Consider the following 20,617-nt stretch of genomic DNA (forward strand, 5'->3'; position numbering starts at 1 on the left):
CATCTCGCCCGCTGGCACCATGCGCGGCGGGAGAGTACAACAATGCTGGCAGGCGAGTTCGACTACATCGTCATTGGCGCAGGTTCGTCCGGCGCATGCGTGGCCGCGCGGCTGGGCGAGGACACCAGCAAGACCACCTGCGTGCTCGAAGCCGGCGGGCATGACAGCCATCCGTTCATCCACGTCCCCAGCTTCGTCGCCGCCGCCATCGGGCGCAAGGCCACCAACTGGGGGTTCGAGACCGTCCCCCAACCCGGCATGGCGGGCCGCAAGATCGGCGTGCCGCGCGGCAAGGTCATCGGCGGCAGCGGATCGATCAACGGCATGGTCTACTTCCGCGGCCACCCCACCGACTATGACGACTGGGCCGACGCGGGCTGCACAGGCTGGTCCTATGCCGAGGTGCTGCCCTACTTCACCCGCACCGAGCATAACGAAGACTATCCCGAAAGCGTGTTCCACGGCACCAGCGGCCCTATCAACGCCAAGATGGTCGAGGGGCCGAACCCGCTCAATTACGATTTCATGGCCGCGCTGGCCGAGCAGCAGTTCCCCGCCTGCCCCGACTTCAACGGCCCCGATCCCGAGGGCTATGGCCGCCGTCAGGGCCTGATCCGCGACGGCCAGCGCGAGAGCACGGCCAAGAACATGCTGCGCCCCGCGATGGCGCGCGGGAATATCCATTTGCAGGTCGATGCCCGGGTGGCGCGCATTGTGGTCGAGAACCGGCGCGCGGTGGGGGTCGAACTGACCGATGGCCGTATCCTGCGCGCCCGCCACGAGGTGATCCTGAGCGCCGGTGCGGTGCAGAGCCCGCATATCCTGATGCTCAGCGGCATCGGACCCGCCGCGCATTTGCGGGCGCACGGCATCGCGGTGGTCCACGATGTGCCGGGCGTCGGGCAGAACTATCAGGACCACGTCGCCAGCCCAATCCACATGGAGACGGGCGACATGACCAGCTATGGCATCAGCTGGCGCGCCATGCCGCGCAACGTGCTTCAGTTTTTCAACTATCTGCTCACCCGCAAGGGTCCGCTCGCGGGCAACGTGTTCGAGAGCGTGGCCTTCCTGCGCACCGACCCGAGCCTCGCCAGGCCCGATGTGCAGTTCGTGTTCCAGCCCGCCAAGCGGCTGACGGTGAAGGGCGTGCCGTTCCCGGTCGGTCATGGCTATGCGATCAGCCCGGTGGCGCTTTATCCCAAGAGCCGGGGCGAAGTGACGCTTGCCTCCGCCGACCCGGCCGCAGCCCCGCTGATCGACCCGCATCTGCTCGAACACCCCGACGATATCCAGCCACTGATCCGCGCGCTGAAGATCGCCCGCACGGCCTTTGCCAGCCACCCCTTCGCCAAGTATCAGGGCACCGAAGTGGCCCCCGGCCCCCTCTGCCAGAGCGACGAGCAATGGGACGCCTATATCCGCGAGACGGGCTACACCGTTCACCACCCGGTCGGCACCTGCAAGATGGGGGCGGCGGACGATTCAAGCGCAGTGGTCGATCCGGAGCTGCGCCTGATCGGGCTCGATGGCCTGCGTGTGGCCGATGCGAGTGTGATGCCCAGCGTAATCGGCGGCAACACCAACGCCCCCTGCGTAATGATCGGCGAGAAATGCGCCGACTTCGTTCTCGGCAAAGCCCGGTTGACACCGGCACAGCTCCCGGAGGAAAGTGTAGCACGCTACAAGCCGAAAGCGGCTGTGGCAGCCTGAGGAGAGGACAATGGCCGCAGAGCACGTGAAGAGCTGGCAGGTCGGCGATGTAAAAATCAGCCGCATCGTCGAGCTGTGGGACTTCCGCGACGACATCCACATGACCATGCCCGACGCCACCCCCGAGGAGGTGATCGCGCTCGACTGGCTGCACCCGCACTATGCGACGCCTGAGGGCCAGCAGCGGATGAATTTTCAGGGCTTCGTGGTGCAGACGCCCGACAAGGTGATCGTGGTCGATAGCTGCATCGGCGCGGGGCGCGAGCGCGACTTCGACGTGTTCTGCAACCTGCCCGAAGGCTTCCTCGAAGACCTCGCCAGCCTCGGCATCACGCGCGAACAGGTGGACGTGGTTTTCTGCACTCACCTGCACTTCGACCATGTCGGCTGGAACACCTACAAAGACCCCGAAACGGGGGATTACAAGCCAACCTTCCCCAACGCCCGCTACCTGTTCGGCAAGACCGAATACGAGGCATGGGAGAAGGTGATCCGCCACGATGGCGTCCATTCGGACGGGCATCTGGTCGAATGCGTCGATCCGATCGTGGCGCTCGGCATGGCCGACTTTATCGACACCGACCACCGGATCTGCCCCGAACTCACCTGCGAGCCGAGCCACGGCCACACGCCGGGCCACATCCACGTGCGCATCGATAGCAAGGGCGAGCGCGCGGTCATCACCGGCGACCTGATGCACCACCCGATGCAATGCGCGATGCCGCACCGCGACGCCACCTTTGACATGGACAAGGACGCCGGTCGCGCCACCCGCGTCGCCTTCGTCGACACATACAAGGACAGCGGCATCCTGATCGTCGGCGCGCACTTCGCCGAGCCGACCGCCGGGCACTTCGAGACCGGCGCTGATGGCAAGGTGTGGTTCCGGGGGCTGGGGCTGTGAGCACACCGATCCCCGACTACCCGCTCGACATCTTCACCCCCGAGGCGGTGCGAGACGCCCGCACGGTCGACGATGCGCTGCGCGAATTCGCACCCGTGGTGCGGCTGCACGACGGCACCTGCATGATCGCGCGGCACGAACACGTCACCAGCGGTCTGCTCGACTGGAAGAGCTTCTCCTCCACCAGCCGCCCCTGGCACGATCCCAATTCGCCGCGGCCTGAAATCCTCCTGACCGACGATCCGCCCCGCCACACGCAGGTGCGCAAGGTCGTTTCCGACGCGCTCAGCCCGCGCGCGCTGGAGCGGACCAAGGCGATCTTTCAGGCCTCCGCCGAAGCGTTCGTCGGCAAGCTGCGCGAGCGTGAAGGCGAGGCCATCGACGCCGTGGGTGAAATTACCCAGGCGTGGATCTTCGACATCCTGCCAGAGGTGCTCGGCCTACCGAAGGAGGGCCGCCACCACATGCACGGCTTCTCGCAGATGGTCTGGGCGACGATGGGGCCACCGGGCGAGCTGTTCGACGAGGCGATGGACCACGATTTCAGCGCCGTGGTCGAATGGCTCGGCACCGCCTGTGATCGAAACGCACTCGATCCGGCGGGTATCGGCGCGAGCATCTTCGCCGCCGCCGACGCGGGGCAAGTGACCGAGGACGAGGCCAAGCTGCTGCTGCAAACCGTGCTCAGCGCCGGGGCCGATACGACCTATCTCACCATGGCCAACGCGATCCGCGCCTGGGCGCTGTTCCCTGACGAATACGTCAAGCTGCGCGCGAACCCGAAGCTGCTGCGCAGCGCCTTCGACGAATCACTGCGATGGGATTCGCCCAGCCGAATGGCGGGCCGCATCGCCACGGTCGACGTCGCGATTGACGACCATGTCGTTCCGGCGGGCACCCGCTGCGGGCTGATGTTCGCCGCCGCCAACCGCGACCCGCGCTTCTGGGACGCGCCAGACGAATACCGCATCGACCGCGATACCAGGCACTCGCTCGGCTGGGGTTACGGTGTGCATGGCTGCGTCGGGCGGATGCTCGCGCAGACCGAGGCGCAGGCCTTTCTCGGCACGCTGGTGCGCGAGGTCGAGGCGTTCGAAATCGCAGGTGACTACGAGCCATGGATGACCACCGTCGGCCACGGTCCGATCAAGCAGCCGGTGAGGCTCAAGTTCACTTGAGCGTGGCCGTCACCCGTATCGACGCGATCCGCTATGCCCGTCACGAGCGGGTGGCCTCGGCCAATTTTGCCGCGCAGGTCGACGATCACGACCTGCCGATGCCGCTCGACTATTTCGTGTGGGCGATCCACCGCGAGGGCGCACCGCCGGTCGTGGTCGATACGGGCTTCGGCGAGGAGGCAGCGGTGGCGCGCGGGCGCGTGATCACGCGCTCGGTGAGCGAAGGGCTGCGCGAAGCCGGGATCGATCCGCTGCTGGTGGAGGACGTGATCCTCACCCACCTGCACTACGATCACGCCGGCAGCCTGAGCACCTTTCCCAATGCGCGGTTCCACGTGCAGGATGCCGAGCTGGCCTTCGCCACCAGCCGCCACATTCTCGATGAACCGACCCGCGCGCCTTTCGATGGCGAGCCGGTCGCGCAGCTGGTGCGCAAGCTCTATGCCGACCATGTGGTGTTCCACGAGGGCGACAGCGAGTTGGCGCCGGGCATCCGGCTGGTGCAGCTCGCCGGGCACACCGCCGGATTGCAGGCGGTCGTGTGCGATACCGCGCGCGGGGCCGTGGTACTGGCGAGCGACGCGGCGCATCTCTACGCCAACATCACCCGCGCAATACCCTTCCCGATCTTCGTCGACGAGGTTGCCTATGCCGCCGCGCAAGACCGGCTGATGGACCTTGCGGGCCAGTCGCTCGATCATGTCATTCCGGGCCACGATCCGTTGGTGCTGAGCTGTTTCCCGTCGAACGATGCCATCGCGCGGGTCGACCTCGCGCCGCATACCCCAATTGCCACAGCCTTATCGGAGCAAACATGACCACCGTTGGATTTCTGGGACTTGGTCGGATGGGCGCAGGCATGGCCGCGCGGTTGATCGGCCATGCGGACAGCCTGCTGGTCCACGACATCGCCCCCGATGCCGTCGCCGCGCTGGTGGCGAAAGGGGCGGAAGCTGCGGGCAGCGCCAAGGCGCTCGGCGCGCAGTGCGACATCGTCTTCACCAGCCTGCCCACCCCGGCCATCGTGCGCGACGCCGTGGCCGAGATCGCCAGCGGCGGCAGCCCCGCGATCCTGTGCGACCTCTCGACCTCGGGGCCGCAGCTCGCGGCCGAACTCGATGCGCTGCTTGCGCCGAGAGGCGTGGCGAGTTTCGATGCGCCGGTGTCAGGCGGGATCGCCAAGGCGCACGATGGCACACTGTCGCTAATGGTGGGTGGCCCGGCGCAGCTCTATCCAGAGCTCGAACCGCTGCTCGAACGGCTGGGCAAGCCTACCTTCATGGGCGAAACGCCCGGAGCGGGGCAAACGATGAAGCTGGTCAACAACCTGCTCGGCGCGGTCGCTATCGGGGTCACCGCGGAGGGCATGGCCTTCGGGATCAAGGCCGGGCTCGATCCGGCCAAGATGATCGACGTGCTCAATCAGTCGACCGGTATCAATTCAGCCACCCGCGACAAATGGCCCAAATCGGTCCTGCCGCGCACCTTCGACTTCGGCTTTGCGGCGGCGCTGAGCCTGAAGGATACGCGCCTGTTGCTGGATGAGGCCGAGGCAGCCGAAGTGCCACTGCCGCTCGGCCATATCATCGCCGACTATCTCGAGCGCACACTTGCGCGCGAGGGCGGCGAGGCGGATTTCACCGCCATCGCCAAGGTGGTGGAGGAAGCTGCCGGGCTCGACCCCGAAAGGGCGGCCTAAGCCTCCGCCAAGCTGCAAGTCAGACCGCAGCCGCTGCCACGTCGGTATCGGCCTTCACCTTTTCGCGGGCCTTTTCCTCGGGCGTCTTCGTCTTGCGCTCGGAATACTTCTTGTAGGCATAGCCACCAGCACCGAGCGCGAGCAGCGCCGGGAACGAGAGGCGGCGCACCACACCTACGGCCGCCGCGCCCAGAAGCGCACCACCGGTGCCGCCTATGCTCGAAGTCTTTTCCGCCATCTTGGCGCCTGCAAAGCCGCCGATAATCTTGCCGATCATGGTATTTCTCCTGTTGGGGTCTTTGCAGGATAAACCCCTGATCATGCGGGCTGGTTCCTGACTATCGTGCGCGGCAGCGTGCAGGCGTCGGAACGTCCTGCAGGGCTGCGCGGATCACATCGGTCCATATCCGATAGCCCGACGCGCGCATGTGCAGGCGGTCGGCTCCGAAGATGTTCTTCGGCGTGCCAGCCGGGGTCAGCATCGGGGAGGCCACGTCGATATAGGCCACGTCGCCCTCATTAAGCGCCAGCTCTGCAGCCATGGCGTTGAAGGCGAGCTGGTCTTCACGTTGCGCCCAACGGGCGGGCGAGGGCTTCAGCGAGATAACCCACAGGGGAGTATCATCCAGCCGCTCGCGCTTCAGCCGCAGCAGGGCCTGCAGATCGCGGAACACCTGCCGTGGGCTCTTGCCTGCGGCGAGATCGTTCTCTCCGGCATAGAACACGATGGCACGCGGTGCGTAGGGCGTCACGATACGGTCGAAGTAGCGCACCGTGTCGGCGATAGTAGAGCCGCCGAACCCGCGATTGATAACCCGGCGGTCGGGAAAGTCGCTAGCCAGGCCGGTCCAGAACCGGATCGATGAGGAGCCCACGAACAGCGTGGCACATGCCGGTGGAGGAAAGGCGGCATCGACCAGTTCGAAGGCCTGAATGTCCGCTTCGAATGGCATGGTGCCGATAACCGGGGCGGGAACAGGCCGGGACGAACGCGTAGCTTGCGCCTGCGCCTGCGATCCCACCGCAAGGCTGAGCACGGCGAGGATTGTCATGACTTTGCGCAGCGTCGTTTCCCTTCGACAGGTCTCTACGCTGACCCTTAGATATCGTTCCTGATCGTGGCCAGCGCGCCGCCGTCGACTTCCCACTTCGCGCCGTTGACGTAGCTGGCCTCATCGCTGAGCAGGAAGGAGACGACATCGCCCACCTCGCGCGGCTGGCCCACCCGGTTGAGCGTAGCCACCTCGCCAAGCTTCTTCATCCCCGCCTCGACGCTGTCGAACATCTGTTCGAGCATCCCCACCAGCAGCGGGGTCTCGATCACGCCGGGCATCACGCAGTTCACCCGCACCCCCTTCTGCGCCACTTCGCTGGCCGCCGTACGGGTGAGGCCGACCGCGCCGTGCTTGGCCGCGTTGTAGGCGCAGGCCCCCGCCAGCCCGCGCTCGGAGCCGATGCTGGCGGTATTCACCACCGCGCCGCGGCCCGCCTCGACCATATAGGGCAGCACAAAGCGCAGGCCGAGAAACATCCCGCGCAGGTTCACGTGCAGCACCTTGTCGAACCAGCCGATGTCGTACTCGTGCGTGGGGGCCAGTTCGCCTTCGATCCCGGCGTTGTTGAAGAAGCCGTCGATCTTGCCGAATTGGTCGTGCGCCGCCTTGGCATAGGCTTCGACCGCCGCGTCGTCAGCGCAATCGGCGACGTGGCCGTGCGCCTTGTAGCCCTTGCCCTGAAGCTCGGCGACGCATTGCTCCAGCTTGTCGGCAGCGATATCGACCAGCATCACCTCGGCCCCCTCGCGGCAGAGGATTTCGCTGGTGGCAAAGCCGATGGCGCCCGCCGCGCCGGTGACGATGATGGACTTGTTCTGGTGGCGCATCACTTGGCTCCTTTCCGGAATGGCATGGTGAGCAGAAACCACACGAGTTTCGGCGTCAGCATCTTGCCGAACTTGCGGGCCTCCTCGGGGGTGACCACGGCGGTCATCGGCATGGCGCCATAGACCTTGCCCTTGAGCACGAGATCGTCGCCTTTTACCTCGATCTTGCTGATTTCCATCAGCTCGCTCTTGTCTGCTGCGCGAATTTTCATGCCACTGCGATCCCGTCGAAATCGATGCCGAGATCCTCAGCCATCACCATGGCGGTGGCGCGCCCGGCCCCGAACACCCCGCCGCCCGGATGCTGGAACGGGCCGACCAGATAGAGCCGCTCGACCCCCGGCACGGTGTAGCCGCCAAGGTCAGGCGTGGGCCGGTGGCGGCCCGATTGATATGTGGTGGTGGCAATGCCGTGAAGGTCGCCGCGCAGGAAGCTAGGGCTCGTGCGCTCCATGTCTACGGGGCTGTCGCAGTGATAGCTGAGAACCGCCTCGGGCACATTCTCGATATAGTTGCCCATCTGCGCTATCATCTTCTCGGCGAATTCGCCCTTGGCCTCGTCCCAGTCGCGGCCGTCCTTGCGCTGATAGGGTACATAGTCCCATGCGTGGAAAATGCTCTTGCCCTCCGGGCAGCGCGAAGGATCGTGCTGCGGCAACTGGCCTACGCCCACCAGCGGGGTGGGGCTGAAGTTGCCATAGCGCAGCTCGTCGAAAGCACGGCGCATGTCCTCGTAGCTTGCGGGCATCAGCTCATACATCACGGCAGACAAGTCGCTGCCGTCGACGTTCTTGGCCTTGAATTGCAGCGGCGCATCGAGCGCCGCGTGGACGGTGAAGCAGGCGGCATCGGTGATATGCGTGCGCTTCGCCTTGCGCGCCACTTCGGTGGGCAGGCTCGGCACGACATCGGGCAGCACATGCGGGTGAAGCGCGCCGATCACGCCATCGGCGCAGGTGAGCCGCTCGCCGCTATCGAGCACCACGCCCGAAGCGCGCGCGCCATCGGTGAACACCTCGCGCACCTCGCAACCCGTGCGGACCGCGCCGCCGTGGTCCTCGATGCAGGCGACCAGTGCATTGGTAAGGCTGCCCGATCCGCCCACCGGCACGCCAAAGCCGAATTTCTCCAGAAATCCGAGGAAGACATAGGCGCCGATCCCGGTCGCCTTCTCATCCGGGCTGACGAGGTTTTCGCCTGCCACCCGCCCGAAATGGGCCTTCACCTTGTCGTGTTCGAACAGCTCTTCCATCAGATCGAAAGTGGAGACGGCCATGGTGCGCATGATCTCCTGCCCCTCGCCGCTCTGGTCCATCATCGCGGCCTGCGCGCCCACGGGCATCGGAGGCGAATAGAGCCCGGCCTGAATCATCGGCAGCCACTGCGCGGCCTGCTGGCTCATCTTGAGGAAAGTCTCGGCGTCCTTCTGGCTGAACCGCGCGATAGCCTCCGCGCTTTTGGCGGGATCGCGGTGAAGCGGCAGGGTGGCGCCATCCTCCCACACGCTCATCATCGGCACTTCGGGGAACACGTATTCGAGCCCATACTTGCGCTTCAGGCCGAGGTCGTCGTTCAGCAGCAGCGGATTGCCCTGAATGAAGATGTGGCTCATCGAGTGCTGGTCGTGGAGAAAACCGGGCTCGGTCAGCTCGCGGCTGACCACCCCGCCGCCGAGCCATTCGTTGCGTTCGAGCACCAGCACGCGTTTGCCTGCCACCGCCAGATAGGCCGCCGCGACGAGGCCATTGTGGCCCGCGCCGATTACGATGATGTCTGCGTCACTCATGGTCTGGTTCCCAAAATCCGCTCATCCTGAGCTTGTCGAAGGACACGCGTCGATGTTGGCCCCACGGCTGGGCTGCGGTCGTGGCTGCCCTTCGACAGGCTCAGGGTGAGCGGGTGTAGTTTGAAAGGTGAAATTCGACCGGTCATAGCATTGCACTCAGCGCGATGTCGGAAAGCTTGCCGCAGCGTTCGATGTTCGCCGCCTGCGGCATCACGCCCGCGCTGAGGAACGAGAAGGTCACGTCGGCCTCGGGGTCGATCCAGAACATGGTCGAGCCCGCGCCGTAGTTGCCGAAGGTTTCGGGGCTGGCGAGCTGGCCGAACAAGTGCTGGAACACGCCGCTCCCGCGCACCTGAAAGCCAAGCCCCTGATTGGCCGGCGGCACCTGCCACCCGGCGCGCAGGGCCACGCCCTTGTACAGCTCGTTCGGCTTGTCGCCGGTGTGGACCTTGCGCGCCAGCCGCACCATGCGCGGTGAGAGAATGCGCGCGCCGTCGAGTTCGCCCTCGCGCCGCAGCATCTCGGCAAAACGCCAGAGATCCCCGCAGGTGCTGGCGCAGCCGACATGCGGAGCCTCGACCTCAGGGTCTTCGAACAGCGCGTGATCGCCTTCGATATTGCGCGAGAGGTGCTTGATCGGAACCGTGCCGCGCATGTCGGGCCGCACGTGGCGCGCATCCAGATCGGGGCGCAGGCCCATCGATGTCGAGTCCATGCCGAGCGGCGCGAACAGGTCTTCGTAAAGCAGCGTCTGGTAATTGCGGCCCTTGGGGTCAGTGCGGACCAGCGCCATGCCCATCAGCACGTGGTTCACCAGCGGCGAATAGTCGCTCTTCTCGCCCGGCTGGCTGGTGCCGTGGACATGGGCGATGCTCTCGTCGAACAGCTCCTGCAGGCGGTCGAGGAACATGCCCGGCTTCGGGCTCCACACGCCGGGCATCCCGGCCTGATGGGTGATGAGGTGAAAGAACGTCGCGTCCTCGCGCGGTTTGCCGGTGAACTCGGGCAAGATGTCCTTCACCTTGGTGGTGAGCTGGAAGCGGCCCTCCTCGATCGCGCGCATGATCAGCACGTTGGTGAAGGCCTTGGTGACCGAGAACAGGGAGAACACGTCGTCCTTTTGCAAGGGCCTCTCGCCGCCCGCATAGGCGTGGCCGATGGCCTCGTCGAACACGATGGTGCCGCCACGCGCCACGCGCAGCACGACGCCGAAATAGTCGTCATTCGCGATGTCAGCCTCGATCACGCGCTTTAGGTGGTCGAGGCGTTCCTGCCAGATTTTCATGTTTGCTCTCCCGCACCAACATCCGCTCGTCCTGAGCTTGTCGAAGGACTGCTTTTTCTTCGACCGCGGAAGCAAGAGAACGAACGGCCCTTCGACAAGCTCAGGGCGAACGGGTTTGGGTCCATAAAAATCACCCCGCCGCGATGATGCCGCCATCGACGGCGAGCATCGCTCCGTTGATGAATTCCGCCTCATCGCTGAGGAGGAAGGCCACCGCCTGGGCCACATCGCCAGGGGTGCCGTTGCGCCGCAGCGGAATGTTCTTGGCGCGCTGCTCGTATTGCTCGGCGGTGACGAAGCCCTCGGTCGCGGGCGTGGGCACAGAGCCGGGCGCAATCGCGTTGACCCGCACCCCGCGCGGGCCGAGCTCTCCGGCGAGCACCTTGGTCAGCCCCGCGATACCCGCCTTGATCGTGGTGTAAGCCCCGGTATTGGGCCGCCCGCGATAGGCCACCGGCGAGGAATAGTTGAGGATCGACCCCGGCGCACTCTCGTCGCGATGCGCAAGAAAAGCCTGCACCCCCCAGAACACGCTCTTCAGCCCCGCCGACAGCATCCGGTCAAGCGTCTCTTCGGTGACCTGCTCGATCGGCTCGTAGACCAGCACCGAGGCGTTGTTGATCACCGCGCGCAGCGGTCCGGCATCGGCGGCGAAGTCTTCCGCCAGCTGGAAGAACGCGGCGCGACTGCCGCAGTCCGCACCATAGCTGAAGGCCTTGCCGCCCTCGGCAATAATCGCCTCGGCCACGGCGAGTGCGCTTTCGCCGTTGATATCGGCCACGCCGACGATAGCTCCCTCGGCAGCAAGGTGTTTCGCGATCCCCTCGCCCAGCCCGCGCCCCGCGCCCGAGATCAGGATCGGCTGGCCTTCAAACCGTTTGGCAAACCGCGCCATCAGTCCATTCCGAACAGCTTGGCGGTGTAACGTGAATCCATATATTCGCGCATCGCGTCGATCTTCCCGTTCGACACCTCGAACACCCAGCAATAGTCGTTGTCGTAGACGAGGCCGTCCATCGTCTTGCCGGTGGAGTTACTCTCCACGCAGACGAACGGCCCGGCGGAGAACATCATCTGCACGTGGACCTTGGGATCGCCCGGCTCGAACATCCCGCGCACGGGGGCGAGGAACTTGTCGATGATGTCCATCCCGATGTGCTTGCCCGCACCGGCGATGTCCTTGACCTTGGGCTCCCACACCGAATGCTCGTGATAGAACGCGCGCAAGCGTTCGAGATCGCCCGAAGACAGCACCTCGAAGAAGTCGAGCACGAGTTGTTCGTTTGCGTTTGCGGCCGTTACCGTCATTGTAATCCTCTCTGTGTGGATTGTGTTAGCTGGCCCCGCGTGCCTCGTCCGATGGCGGCGGGATATTGGGTATCGCTCCGCCCTCGTGCAGCGCGAGGTGGCCCTTGCGGCTGGCGAAACGCCATTTGTCGCCATCGAGCACATATTTGTCGTCGAACCCGCCCACGAAAATGCCGTTCGACTTCTGCGGCGGGGTGACGTGATCGTGGTTGCTCATCATGATGAGGTAGCTGCTGCCGCGCGCTGTCGTCTCGCCCATCACCTCGACCAGCACGTTGGTGACCAGATGGCGCACGAGGATCGGCGGGCGGTCGCGGAAGATCGCCTGAATGCGCTCGCGGCCGTGAAACGGGTAGCCGGGGCTGAACGGGCGATCGTAGGTGCCGTCTGGTGTGAACAGGTCTGCCAGCGCGGCGTGGTCGCCATTGTCGGCATATCTGGCGAACAGCAGCGGCAGCTTGCCACATTCGTGTTCGATCAGGAGGCGGGCGCTTGGGTCCATCACTCGGCCTCTTCGGCTTCGATGGCGGCAAAGGCCTCATTGGCGATGCGGAACGAATCCACCGCCGCCGGGATGCCGGCATAGATGCCCACCTGCAGCAGCACCTCGCGAATTTCCTCCTTGGAGAGCCCGTTGTTGAGCGCCCCGCGGATATGGATTTTCAGCTCGTTCTCGCGCCCGAGCACGGCGATCATGGCAAGGTTGATCAGGCTGCGGTCGCGCAGCGGCAGGCCCTCGCGGCCCCAGTTCCAGCCCCAGCAATAGGTGGTGACCAGCTCCTGCAACGGTTCGTTGAACGGCCCGCTCTTGGCCAGCGCCTTGTCGACATATTCGTCGCCCAACACCTTGCGGCGGATCGCCATGCCCTGGTCGAACATTTCCTGTCCGGTCATTTCGGGCGCGCTTTTTGTGTCGGTCATCGTGATCCTTTCGTCAGAGGGCGGCATAAACCGCGTCGATCAGCCGCCTTGCGCGCGGGCCGTTATCGCCCACGGCGTGCATCTGGTTGCAGCAATAGGAAAAACCGAGCTTCGCATCGGGGTCGCCAAAGCCGATCGAGCCGCCGAGGCCATGGTGGCCGAAACTGCGCATGTTCGGCCCCATATAGACGGCCTCGGGCGTGTTCAGCAGCACGCCGAGCGCCTGATGATAGGGCCGGTCCTGCAAGAGCTCGACCTGGTTGTGCTGCTCGGTAATCATCGCCTCCAGCGCGGACTTGCTCAGCAGCGATACCCCGTCGACCTCGCCTGTCGCCGCGCCATAAATTCGCGCCACCCCGCGCGCATTGCCGTGGCCGGATCCGCTGGCGATCTCGCAGGTACGCCAGTTCGGCGAATTCATCGTGGTGTGCCACGGCTCGTCCGGGTTCTGAAGAAAGGCGAACTTGCGCAGCACCGCGCCATCCTGCCAGCCCTCGGGCGTGGAGGGCTTATCGGGCATGGCCGTGTCCTTCGCCGCGAACAACCGCGCACCGGTGTTGGGCAGCACCTCGGCGACATGGCTCTGCTCCTCTGCGTCCATTCCGCCGATGTAATACTCCGCCCCGATCCGCCCGGTGACATGTTTGCGCAGGAACGGGCCGACCGTCAGCCCCGTAACCCGGCGCATGATCTCGCCCAGCAGGAAGCCCTGATTGTGGACGTGATAGGCCGCCCGCGTGCCCGGCTCCCACAGCGGCTCCTGCACTTCGAGCGCCTTGATGTAAGGCCCATATTCGAGGAACGCGCCGGGCCACAGCACATCGGTGGTCAGCACGGGGATCGCCGCGCGGTGATCGAGGCACCAGCGCACGAGAATGTCCTCTTTCCCGTTCTGCGCGAACTCGGGCCAGTAATGCGCCACCGGCTTCTCGATATCGATCAGCCCCTGATCGACAGCCATGTTGAAGGCGATTCCCGTGACGCCCTTGGCCGTGCTCATCATGCAAACGGTGGAATGGGCATCCCATTCGCGGCTGCGATCGGCATTGGCCCAGCCGCCCCACAGGTCGACCACGGTCTCGCCGTCCACCACCACCGAGCAGGCCGCGCCCAGTTCCTCTTCCTGTTCGAAGTTCTGCACGAAGGCATCGAACACATGGGCAAACTTCTCGTCGCAGTGGCCTTGCAGACGATAGCTGCCGCCGCGCGCTTCGACCCTCCGATCATAATCTTGATAGGCTACCAACAATCTCTCCCACGTTGAGTACTTGCGACTCTAACGATTGTCAGTGCTACGGGTGCAGAGGCCGCGTGGCAATGGGCTGCGGGCGCAATAGCGTCGCCCAATCAGAGATAGGCGATGGTGCGCAACTCGATCGACTGGCGCGGGGCGGCGTCGGCAGGTGCGCCCGGATCCTCGAACGCGGTGTGCGCGGTGAACTGGACAGCGCCGGAATCGCTGTCGAACAGCTTGAAGGCGAGCAGCTCGTGCGGCTGCATCTGCGGAGCCCAATACCAGCGTTGCCCCGGCGCATGGGCCAGATTGAAGCCCCAAAGCGAGCGGTCGATCCCGCCCAGCCCACCGACGACCTCGCTGTCGAACAGGTCTTCACGGCGGATCGTGCTGGCATCGGCGACCGCGAAGGGCGTAGACTCGACCGGCGCAATCGGACGCCAGACGTTGATCAGCATATGCCGCCGCGCCAACCGCGCCTTGGCCTCTTCGCGCGGCAGCAGATCGAAGGTGTAATCGGCCACGGTACGCGCGCCATAATCGACATGGGCACCGAAAGCGGGCTGGTTATGCCCGTGCGTTCCCGAGGCGCTGGTGCGTACAACGGGGCCGAAGCTGACCACCTTGTCCGCACACGTCAACCGCTTCACCAGCTCTTCGCACTGGCGCGAGTAGCGCGCCTTTTCGGCGGCATCGGCAAAGTCTGTCACGTCGGTCGGTTCATCGAGCAGCACGAAGCCATTGCGCTCAAGTGCAAGCTCGTTGCGGATCGGGCGCATATCGCGGATCGTGACCTGGTGCTCCTCGCCGGGCCAGTAGCTGCGCTCGCGATCACCGGCGTAAAAGGTCGCTTTCTCGCCGCGTTTTACATGCCGCAATGTGGTCGTCACATCGTGCGGCAGCGTCGCCTCCTTGGTCATGCCGGGGCCATCCTCTCGTTTTGTTTTGACGCTTTCAAGCTCGCACCATAGCCTCATGCCCAAGCCGCCGTCGAGCGGTGCGAGAGGAGAGACCATGGCCACACCCGATCCGGGCGCACCCCTTGTGTTGCCCGCAAACGATCCCCGCCGCGTGCTCGGCGAAAGGGCCATGACCTTGCCGCAATATCTTGTCGTCGCGGTCTGCGTGGCCGTGAATATGATCGACGGATACGATATCCTCGCGATATCGCTGGCGGCCTCGTCGCTGAAGGCCGCCTGGGGCCTGTCCGACGCGCAGCTGGGCACATTGCTGGCCACGCATCTGGCGGGAATGGCGCTGGGTGCCCTTGCCGTTTCGCCAGTGGCCGACCAGTGGGGGCGACGTCCGGCGATCCTCACCTGCCTCGTTCTGATGAGCATCGGCATGGTGATCTGCGCGCTGTCGCAGAGCTACTGGTCGATGATGGCTGGGCGCCTCATCACCGGCCTTGGAATTGGCGGGATGACGAGCACGGTAGGGATGCTCGCGCTCGAATATGCGAGCTTCCGGCGGCGGGAATTTTCGGGCAGCGTGGTCGCCTCGGCCTATCCGGTGGGCACGATCATCGGGGCTTTCGTCGCCGCCAGCGCGCTTGACCAGTTCGACTGGCGGGCGATTTTCTGGGTCGGCGCGGTGCTATCGGCACTGCTGCTGCCGCTCGCGATCCTGCTGATGAGCGAAAGCCTCGATTTCCTGCTGGGTCGGCAGCCCAAAGGCGCGCTCACCAAGGCCAACGGCGTGCTGCGCCGGATGGGGATCGCCGAACTCGCCGAGCTGCCACCCAAGCCAGCGGGAGCAGAAGGCGCCGTACTGCGCGAGATTCGCCAGAAGGTGCATGTGAAGGAGCTGCTGAAGCTGTTTCTCGCCCATGCTCTGAACATGTTCGGGTGGTATTTCATTATCCAGTGGGCGCCCCCGCTGATCGCCGAAGCCTCGGGCGATGCGGTGCTCGGCGCGCGCTATTCGCAATATTTCTCCTATGGCGGGATCATCGGTGGCCTCACCGCTGGATATCTGTGCGGCCGACTGGGCACGCGCCGGGTGATGTGGGTGACAATGCTCGGCATGGGCGGGCTGATCGCGCTGTTCGGACAGGCCATTGGCGAACCCGCCACGGTGCTGTGGCTGGCTCCGCTGATCGGGGCTGCGCTGTTCGGGTCTGCCACCGCGAACTGGCTCACCATCGCCTTTGCCTTCCCACCGCAGCTGCGCGCCACGGGGTTGGGCTTTGCCACCACTGCCGGGCGCATCGGCGCAGTGGGCGGGCCCTATGTGGGCGGCCTGCTGCTGGCGACGCGCGAAACCGGCGCGCTTGAGCTCGCGGGGCAGACCTGGCCGATGACACTCTCCATCGGCGCGGTTTGCGCCATTATCGCACTCAGCTCGGTGTTATCGGCGCTGACGTTCCACTTCGCACGCCGGCTGGAACCGCAGCGCAAAGGCTGATCAGCGCGCGGCGAAGCGCGGGTTGGTCTCGGCCACAAACAAGGCCGCCAGCGCCGCCAGCGCCCCGCAGATGAGCTGCGCATAGAGTGCAAAGTCGAGCGAGAAGCTGTCGGCCAGCCGCCCGGTCAGCGGCGGCAAAGCGAAGCCGCCGAAGATCTCGCCCACAGCAACCACCGCGCCCATTGCGGTCGCCGCACGGGCCTGGCCCAGCGTCTCTGCCGGAATAACCCCCATGAACAGCGGGAACGACCCCAGCCCCATCCAGCTTACGAACAGCGCCATGGCCAGCACCGTGGGCGAAGCGTCGAGCCACAGGAGCGCAGCGGGCGCAATTGCGAACAGCGCGCAGAAGAGCACCAGCGCCGGCTGGCGCCCGATACGCTCGGACAGGAGCCCCGCGCTCACCGCACCCACGGCTGGCGAGAACCCGATTACCGACATGATCCGGCTCCAGGTGGCAGGCTCGATCCCGCGTGGCCCGTCGAGATAGAGCGGCATGAAGATCGAGCCGATCACCACCGTGCCCACCCCGAACACGCTCACCAGCGAGCACAGCGCGATGTTGCGCGTCGCCATCAGGCCCCGCATCTCGCGCAGTTCGGAGCCGATCATCGCGCCGAACGATTCGCGCCGCACCGGGATGGCCATAGCGGGCTCCTCCATCGGTTCGCGGATGAAACGCCAGATAAGCAGCGCAAGCACCAGCCCCGGAATGCCCGACAGGAAGAACGCCGCGCGCCAGTCGAACGCCTCGGCAATGGCGATCAGCACCACCGGCGCCAGCGCGGTGCCGATGATCGAGCCGAACACGTTCTGCACCACGCCTGCGTTCAGCCCCTTGCGGCTGTCGGCCGACGCGGCGACCATGATCGCGAGGCAGATCGGCAGGAACGGCCCCTCCGCCGCGCCCATGACGATCCGGCTCACAAGCAGCGAGCCAAAGCTCCAGGCCAGCCCGGAAAAGACCGAACACAGCGAGAAGACCACCAGCGCGGCCAGCAGAAACGGCTTGCGCTTGCCGATCCGGTCCGACCAGCGGCCCACGAAGTAGGCGCCCAGCGCCCAGGTCAGCGAAAGACCCGAGCCGAGCCAGCCCAGCTCCTCGTTGCTCAAGCCCAGATCGGCCTTCACCAGCGGGCCGAGGAAGGTCATCGCCATGCGGTCGAAATAGGCGAACCCGTAGGCCAGCCCGAGCAGCAGCAGAACCCTCAGCTCATAACCGCCCAGCCGCCCGTGGGCGGCGCTGCCAGCCTGCGTCATATGTCTCTCTCCCATGGCAGATCTTCTCGCCGCCGTATGCGCAGCATGGCGTGGCGGAGGCAGCGGGGCAAGCAGGGGTTGGCGTAATAGTTGATATGTCTACGGCCATCTTCCTGTTGCCAAATTGCGACAGCCAGCACTCCACGATCAGACCATTGCTGACGTGGCTTGATTGGCTTGACGGACCGTCTAAACAGGTTGGCGGGAGAGATGACTGAAACGGGCAGGGTGCGCATAAAGCACAGCACCCATCCTGCATTCTCTCCCGTCTGTTTGCTGTCGGACCGCTGATAACTCCGGCCGATGGCAGAGCACCACATCGGAGGGCCATTTTGCGCCCTCGCACCTGGGGAGGATGCCTGATGAAGTTCAAGTCGCTCAGCGTCGCGTCGTCGCTGGCCATTATGGCCGGGATGGCAACACCGGCCTTCGCACAAGATGAAGACGAAGGTGCGCGCACCAACACGATCGTCGTCACCGCGGAATTCCGCGAAGCCAATTTGCAGGATACGCCGATCGCAATCACCGCGGTCAATTCCGAGATGCTGGAAGCACGCGGGCAGACCGACATCGCCCAGGTGGCCGCACAGGCACCGAACGTTACCCTCAAGGCGCAGCCGCAGGGCGGCGGCAACGGCCTGATCGCGTTCATCCGCGGCGTTGGCCAGGTCGACTTCAACTATGCCCTCGATCCGGGTGTGGGTGTCTATATCGACGATGTCTTCATCCCGACACTTTCGAGCTCGCTGCTCGACCTGATGGATCTGGACCGGATCGAAGTGCTGCGCGGCCCGCAGGGCACGCTCGCCGGGAAGAACTCGATCGGCGGCGCGATCAAACTCTTCAGTGCCCGTCCGCAAGGAGACAACAGTGGTTCGTTCCGCGCGACCTACGGTTCGTATAACCGAATCGAAGCACGCGGCATGGCCGACTTCGCGATCGCCGACAATCTGTTCGCCCGTGTCTCGGGCATCGGTCGCAGCGTGGACGGCTACGTCACCCGCCTCGACTATGCGCTGACCCATCCCAACTCGAACGTGCCGGCCAACAATGCGCGCGGTCGCGGCAATGCCGACAACGAGACGCTCGGCGGCGGATCGACCGTTGCCGGTCGCATTGCGCTGCGCTGGGTCCCAACCGATCGGCTGGAGGTTAACGTCTCGGGCGACTACTCGTCTGACAAGGGCGAAGCCGGGCCACAGGTTCTCCTCGCCATGGGCGCGGTATCGGCCACTCCGGAGACATTCGACCCGTTCTCGCAGAACCCGGCCGTCTCGCTTGGCGAGTACAACCCTGCGGCCCCCTTCATCCCCGGTGTGGGCCGCTATGAAACCTTGCCTTGGCTGGTCGGCAAGGATGGTAATGCAGTGCCGGGCAGCTGTGCCTTCGTGCCGTCCGGCCCTTACAGCTGCGACACCGGCGGCAATCTGCAGGGGCTCGATCCGCGCTTCGTCAACTATGGCAACTTCCTCGACGCACGCCAGCCCACCTCGCAGGCGCCCTACAAGCCCTACGCAACGAACCCGGTCAGCGAACTCGTCGGCTGGGGCGTGCACGGCAACATCACCTTCGACGCTACCGAAAACCTGCAACTGGTGTGGATCGGTTCGTGGCGCGAATACCAGTCCAACTGGGGTGAAGATCAGGATGGAACGCCGATCCCGGTCGCACAGCTCGACAACCAGCTGAACCACCGTGCGTGGAGCCAGGAGGTCCGCGTCAACTTCGAACTGGCCGACGGCCTGATCGAAGGCACCGTGGGCGGCTACTATCTCGACCAAGACGGCGAATACACCGCCCGCGTCGATCTAAACTATGCCGGTATCGACTTCATCCACGGCCCGGATACCACGCCGAGCACCACCAAGGCCGGGTTCGGCACGCTGACTATCCGTCCAACGGACTCGCTCAGCTTCACCGGCGGCATCCGCTATACGAAGGACGAGAAGATCTACACCTACTTCCGGTCCAATCCCGACGGCACCGCGCCGTTCGACGTCAATGCGGACGGAGCGCCCGATATCTTCCCGCCCGCCTGCGAGTCGTTCGTCGGCGCCGGACCAGTCATCCGCGATGCCGACGGCAATGTCGTGCCTGGCCCCAATGGCCTGCCGCAAGCCCTGCCTACGGCGCTGGGCAACACGCCTAACTGCCTGCTGGTCGGGCTGTTCGACGTTTCGGACACCTTCGAAGGCGATCGGTGGGACTGGCGCCTCGCGGCAGACTACCGTTTCTCGGACGAGTTCCTCGCCTATGCTTCAGTCTCAACCGGGTTCAAGGGCGGCGGCGTAAACCCGCGGCCGTTCTTCGGTCCGTCAGCGGGAAGCTGCGACCCCGCCGATGGCTATGTCGCCGGTCCCTGCAACCAGCTCAAGGCTTTCAACCCGGAAACGATCACGACCTATGAAGTCGGCTTCAAGTCCGACCTTCTGGATCGTCGCCTCCGCCTGAACGGTGCCGCCTTCTTCAACAAGTACGACAACATTATCCTGCAGCTGTCGGCTTGTCCTTCCACGCCCTGCCTTCAGCCGAACAACGTCGGCTCGGCTGACGTGAAGGGCTTCGAGCTTGAAATGTCGGCCTACCCGGTCGACGGCCTATCGCTTGATGGCGGCCTGTCCTACATCAACTTCGAGTACACCGACGTCGGTGCCTCGGGCCTGATCGGCAACGAAGTGACCCCCTACACCCCCGAATGGACCTACAGCTTCGGCCTCCAGTATGACTACGAAATGGATGCTGGCACGCTGATGGCACGCTTCGACGGGGCTTACCAGTCGGAGATCTTCACCGATAGCTTCAACACCTCATGGTCGAAGATCGACAGCTACTTCCTCGGCAACGCAAGGCTCGGCTTCACCACCGCTGACGAGAACTGGAACGTTGCCCTCGAAGTGCAGAACGTGTTCGACAAGTACTACTTCCTGACCGTCAGCGACGTAACAACCTCGCTCGGCTTGGTGACCGCTCAACCCGGCATGCCGCGCACGTGGTCGCTGTCAGTCGGACGTAAATTCTGAGCTGGGAAGCTGCCCCTCGAG

General features: G+C 64.9%; 20 protein-coding genes. 7 read left to right on the plus strand and 13 right to left on the minus strand.

Annotated features, from left to right (window positions below):
• Window positions 1-42 precede the first annotated feature (42 nt).
• From ABDJ38_RS13335 to ABDJ38_RS13355, 5 genes are read left to right on the plus strand one after another with little or no spacing between them, the layout of a single operon-like run.
• Window positions 43-1,713, plus strand: a complete 1,671-nt coding sequence (locus tag ABDJ38_RS13335; RefSeq protein WP_346785610.1) for a GMC family oxidoreductase — start codon at window positions 43-45, stop codon at window positions 1,711-1,713.
• Between the two features lie 10 nt (window positions 1,714-1,723).
• Window positions 1,724-2,617 carry an MBL fold metallo-hydrolase gene (locus tag ABDJ38_RS13340; protein WP_346785611.1) on the plus strand — a complete coding sequence of 298 codons (894 nt, stop codon included), beginning with the start codon at window positions 1,724-1,726 and terminating at the stop codon, window positions 2,615-2,617.
• Window positions 2,614-3,795, plus strand: coding sequence for a cytochrome P450 (locus ABDJ38_RS13345; RefSeq protein ID WP_346785612.1), 1,182 nt, complete (start codon window positions 2,614-2,616; stop codon window positions 3,793-3,795). Before ABDJ38_RS13340 ends, ABDJ38_RS13345 begins: the two co-directional genes overlap by 4 nt.
• A gap of 2 nt (window positions 3,796-3,797) precedes the next feature.
• Window positions 3,798-4,613: an N-acyl homoserine lactonase family protein gene (locus tag ABDJ38_RS13350; RefSeq protein ID WP_346785693.1), complete on the plus strand. Its 816-nt coding sequence runs from the start codon at window positions 3,798-3,800 to the stop codon at window positions 4,611-4,613.
• Window positions 4,610-5,494 (plus strand): NAD(P)-dependent oxidoreductase, encoded by an 885-nt coding sequence (locus ABDJ38_RS13355; protein WP_346785613.1) that lies wholly within the window; start codon window positions 4,610-4,612, stop codon window positions 5,492-5,494. Before ABDJ38_RS13350 ends, ABDJ38_RS13355 begins: the two co-directional genes overlap by 4 nt.
• Before the next feature lie 19 nt (window positions 5,495-5,513).
• Here the strand turns inward: ABDJ38_RS13355 and ABDJ38_RS13360 are convergent, their stop codons facing one another.
• The 12 genes from ABDJ38_RS13360 to ABDJ38_RS13415 all read right to left on the minus strand — a co-directional run bounded on the left by ABDJ38_RS13360 (window position 5,514) and on the right by ABDJ38_RS13415 (window position 14,830).
• Window positions 5,514-5,771 (minus strand): hypothetical protein, encoded by a 258-nt coding sequence (locus tag ABDJ38_RS13360; protein ID WP_346785614.1) that lies wholly within the window; start codon window positions 5,769-5,771, stop codon window positions 5,514-5,516.
• Between the two features lie 61 nt (window positions 5,772-5,832).
• Window positions 5,833-6,546 (minus strand): SGNH/GDSL hydrolase family protein, encoded by a 714-nt coding sequence (locus tag ABDJ38_RS13365; RefSeq protein ID WP_346785615.1) that lies wholly within the window; start codon window positions 6,544-6,546, stop codon window positions 5,833-5,835.
• Window positions 6,547-6,593: 47 nt separating this feature from the next.
• Complete coding sequence (locus ABDJ38_RS13370) at window positions 6,594-7,376, minus strand: SDR family NAD(P)-dependent oxidoreductase (protein ID WP_346785616.1); 783 nt, start codon at window positions 7,374-7,376, stop codon at window positions 6,594-6,596.
• On the minus strand, window positions 7,376-7,588 hold the full coding sequence (locus ABDJ38_RS13375) for a hypothetical protein (RefSeq protein ID WP_346785617.1): 213 nt from the start codon (window positions 7,586-7,588) through the stop codon (window positions 7,376-7,378). The genes ABDJ38_RS13370 and ABDJ38_RS13375 overlap by 1 nt, the downstream gene beginning before the upstream one ends.
• Window positions 7,585-9,162, minus strand: a complete 1,578-nt coding sequence (locus tag ABDJ38_RS13380) for a phytoene desaturase family protein (RefSeq protein ID WP_346785618.1) — start codon at window positions 9,160-9,162, stop codon at window positions 7,585-7,587. Before ABDJ38_RS13380 ends, ABDJ38_RS13375 begins: the two co-directional genes overlap by 4 nt.
• A 142-nt stretch (window positions 9,163-9,304) precedes the next feature.
• Window positions 9,305-10,447, minus strand: coding sequence for a serine hydrolase domain-containing protein (locus tag ABDJ38_RS13385; RefSeq protein WP_346785619.1), 1,143 nt, complete (start codon window positions 10,445-10,447; stop codon window positions 9,305-9,307).
• A 130-nt stretch (window positions 10,448-10,577) separates the two neighbouring features.
• The gene (locus tag ABDJ38_RS13390; RefSeq protein WP_346785620.1) at window positions 10,578-11,342 is read right to left on the minus strand and encodes an SDR family NAD(P)-dependent oxidoreductase; all 765 of its coding nucleotides are present in this window, start codon (window positions 11,340-11,342) and stop codon (window positions 10,578-10,580) included.
• A complete protein-coding gene (locus ABDJ38_RS13395; RefSeq protein WP_346785621.1) occupies window positions 11,342-11,755 on the minus strand; it encodes a nuclear transport factor 2 family protein in 414 nt (137 codons plus the stop codon). Before ABDJ38_RS13395 ends, ABDJ38_RS13390 begins: the two co-directional genes overlap by 1 nt.
• Before the next feature lie 25 nt (window positions 11,756-11,780).
• A complete protein-coding gene (locus ABDJ38_RS13400; protein ID WP_346785622.1) occupies window positions 11,781-12,257 on the minus strand; it encodes a nuclear transport factor 2 family protein in 477 nt (158 codons plus the stop codon).
• Complete coding sequence (locus tag ABDJ38_RS13405; RefSeq protein WP_346785623.1) at window positions 12,257-12,676, minus strand: carboxymuconolactone decarboxylase family protein; 420 nt, start codon at window positions 12,674-12,676, stop codon at window positions 12,257-12,259. The genes ABDJ38_RS13400 and ABDJ38_RS13405 overlap by 1 nt, the downstream gene beginning before the upstream one ends.
• 13 nt (window positions 12,677-12,689) lie before the next feature.
• On the minus strand, window positions 12,690-13,922 hold the full coding sequence (locus ABDJ38_RS13410) for a serine hydrolase domain-containing protein (protein WP_346785624.1): 1,233 nt from the start codon (window positions 13,920-13,922) through the stop codon (window positions 12,690-12,692).
• 101 nt (window positions 13,923-14,023) lie between these two features.
• The gene (locus ABDJ38_RS13415) at window positions 14,024-14,830 is read right to left on the minus strand and encodes a CmcJ/NvfI family oxidoreductase (protein ID WP_346785625.1); all 807 of its coding nucleotides are present in this window, start codon (window positions 14,828-14,830) and stop codon (window positions 14,024-14,026) included.
• 94 nt (window positions 14,831-14,924) lie between these two features.
• On the opposite strand from ABDJ38_RS13415, the gene ABDJ38_RS13420 reads away from it, so the two are divergent.
• Window positions 14,925-16,316 (plus strand): MFS transporter, encoded by a 1,392-nt coding sequence (locus ABDJ38_RS13420; protein WP_346785626.1) that lies wholly within the window; start codon window positions 14,925-14,927, stop codon window positions 16,314-16,316.
• Here ABDJ38_RS13420 and ABDJ38_RS13425 read toward each other — a convergent pair whose 3' ends face one another.
• Window positions 16,317-17,591, minus strand: a complete 1,275-nt coding sequence (locus tag ABDJ38_RS13425; protein WP_346785627.1) for an MFS transporter — start codon at window positions 17,589-17,591, stop codon at window positions 16,317-16,319.
• Between the two features lie 347 nt (window positions 17,592-17,938).
• On the opposite strand from ABDJ38_RS13425, the gene ABDJ38_RS13430 reads away from it, so the two are divergent.
• The gene (locus tag ABDJ38_RS13430; protein WP_346785628.1) at window positions 17,939-20,596 is read left to right on the plus strand and encodes a TonB-dependent receptor; all 2,658 of its coding nucleotides are present in this window, start codon (window positions 17,939-17,941) and stop codon (window positions 20,594-20,596) included.
• The last annotated feature ends 21 nt before the right edge of the window (window positions 20,597-20,617 follow it).

This window comes from Aurantiacibacter flavus (assembly GCF_039710615.1).
In the GTDB taxonomy this organism is placed as follows: Bacteria; Pseudomonadota; Alphaproteobacteria; order Sphingomonadales; family Sphingomonadaceae; genus Alteraurantiacibacter; species Alteraurantiacibacter flavus.

What these genes read in the sequence shown, in the direction of transcription:
- ABDJ38_RS13420 (WP_346785626.1), top strand. Translation starts at nt 14,925, where the DNA reads ATGGCCACACCCGATCCGGGCGCACCCCTTGTGTTGCCCGCAAACGAT.
- ABDJ38_RS13390 (WP_346785620.1), bottom strand. Translation starts at nt 11,342, where the DNA reads ATGGCGCGGTTTGCCAAACGGTTTGAAGGCCAGCCGATCCTGATCTCG.
- ABDJ38_RS13395 (WP_346785621.1), bottom strand. Translation starts at nt 11,755, where the DNA reads ATGACGGTAACGGCCGCAAACGCAAACGAACAACTCGTGCTCGACTTC.
- ABDJ38_RS13400 (WP_346785622.1), bottom strand. Translation starts at nt 12,257, where the DNA reads ATGGACCCAAGCGCCCGCCTCCTGATCGAACACGAATGTGGCAAGCTG.
- ABDJ38_RS13380 (WP_346785618.1), bottom strand. Translation starts at nt 9,162, where the DNA reads ATGAGTGACGCAGACATCATCGTAATCGGCGCGGGCCACAATGGCCTC.
- ABDJ38_RS13370 (WP_346785616.1), bottom strand. Translation starts at nt 7,376, where the DNA reads ATGCGCCACCAGAACAAGTCCATCATCGTCACCGGCGCGGCGGGCGCC.
- ABDJ38_RS13405 (WP_346785623.1), bottom strand. Translation starts at nt 12,676, where the DNA reads ATGACCGACACAAAAAGCGCGCCCGAAATGACCGGACAGGAAATGTTC.
- ABDJ38_RS13375 (WP_346785617.1), bottom strand. Translation starts at nt 7,588, where the DNA reads ATGAAAATTCGCGCAGCAGACAAGAGCGAGCTGATGGAAATCAGCAAG.
- ABDJ38_RS13425 (WP_346785627.1), bottom strand. Translation starts at nt 17,591, where the DNA reads ATGGGAGAGAGACATATGACGCAGGCTGGCAGCGCCGCCCACGGGCGG.
- ABDJ38_RS13385 (WP_346785619.1), bottom strand. Translation starts at nt 10,447, where the DNA reads ATGAAAATCTGGCAGGAACGCCTCGACCACCTAAAGCGCGTGATCGAG.
- ABDJ38_RS13335 (WP_346785610.1), top strand. Translation starts at nt 43, where the DNA reads ATGCTGGCAGGCGAGTTCGACTACATCGTCATTGGCGCAGGTTCGTCC.
- ABDJ38_RS13430 (WP_346785628.1), top strand. Translation starts at nt 17,939, where the DNA reads ATGAAGTTCAAGTCGCTCAGCGTCGCGTCGTCGCTGGCCATTATGGCC.
- ABDJ38_RS13360 (WP_346785614.1), bottom strand. Translation starts at nt 5,771, where the DNA reads ATGATCGGCAAGATTATCGGCGGCTTTGCAGGCGCCAAGATGGCGGAA.
- ABDJ38_RS13365 (WP_346785615.1), bottom strand. Translation starts at nt 6,546, where the DNA reads ATGACAATCCTCGCCGTGCTCAGCCTTGCGGTGGGATCGCAGGCGCAG.
- ABDJ38_RS13340 (WP_346785611.1), top strand. Translation starts at nt 1,724, where the DNA reads ATGGCCGCAGAGCACGTGAAGAGCTGGCAGGTCGGCGATGTAAAAATC.
- ABDJ38_RS13415 (WP_346785625.1), bottom strand. Translation starts at nt 14,830, where the DNA reads ATGACCAAGGAGGCGACGCTGCCGCACGATGTGACGACCACATTGCGG.
- ABDJ38_RS13355 (WP_346785613.1), top strand. Translation starts at nt 4,610, where the DNA reads ATGACCACCGTTGGATTTCTGGGACTTGGTCGGATGGGCGCAGGCATG.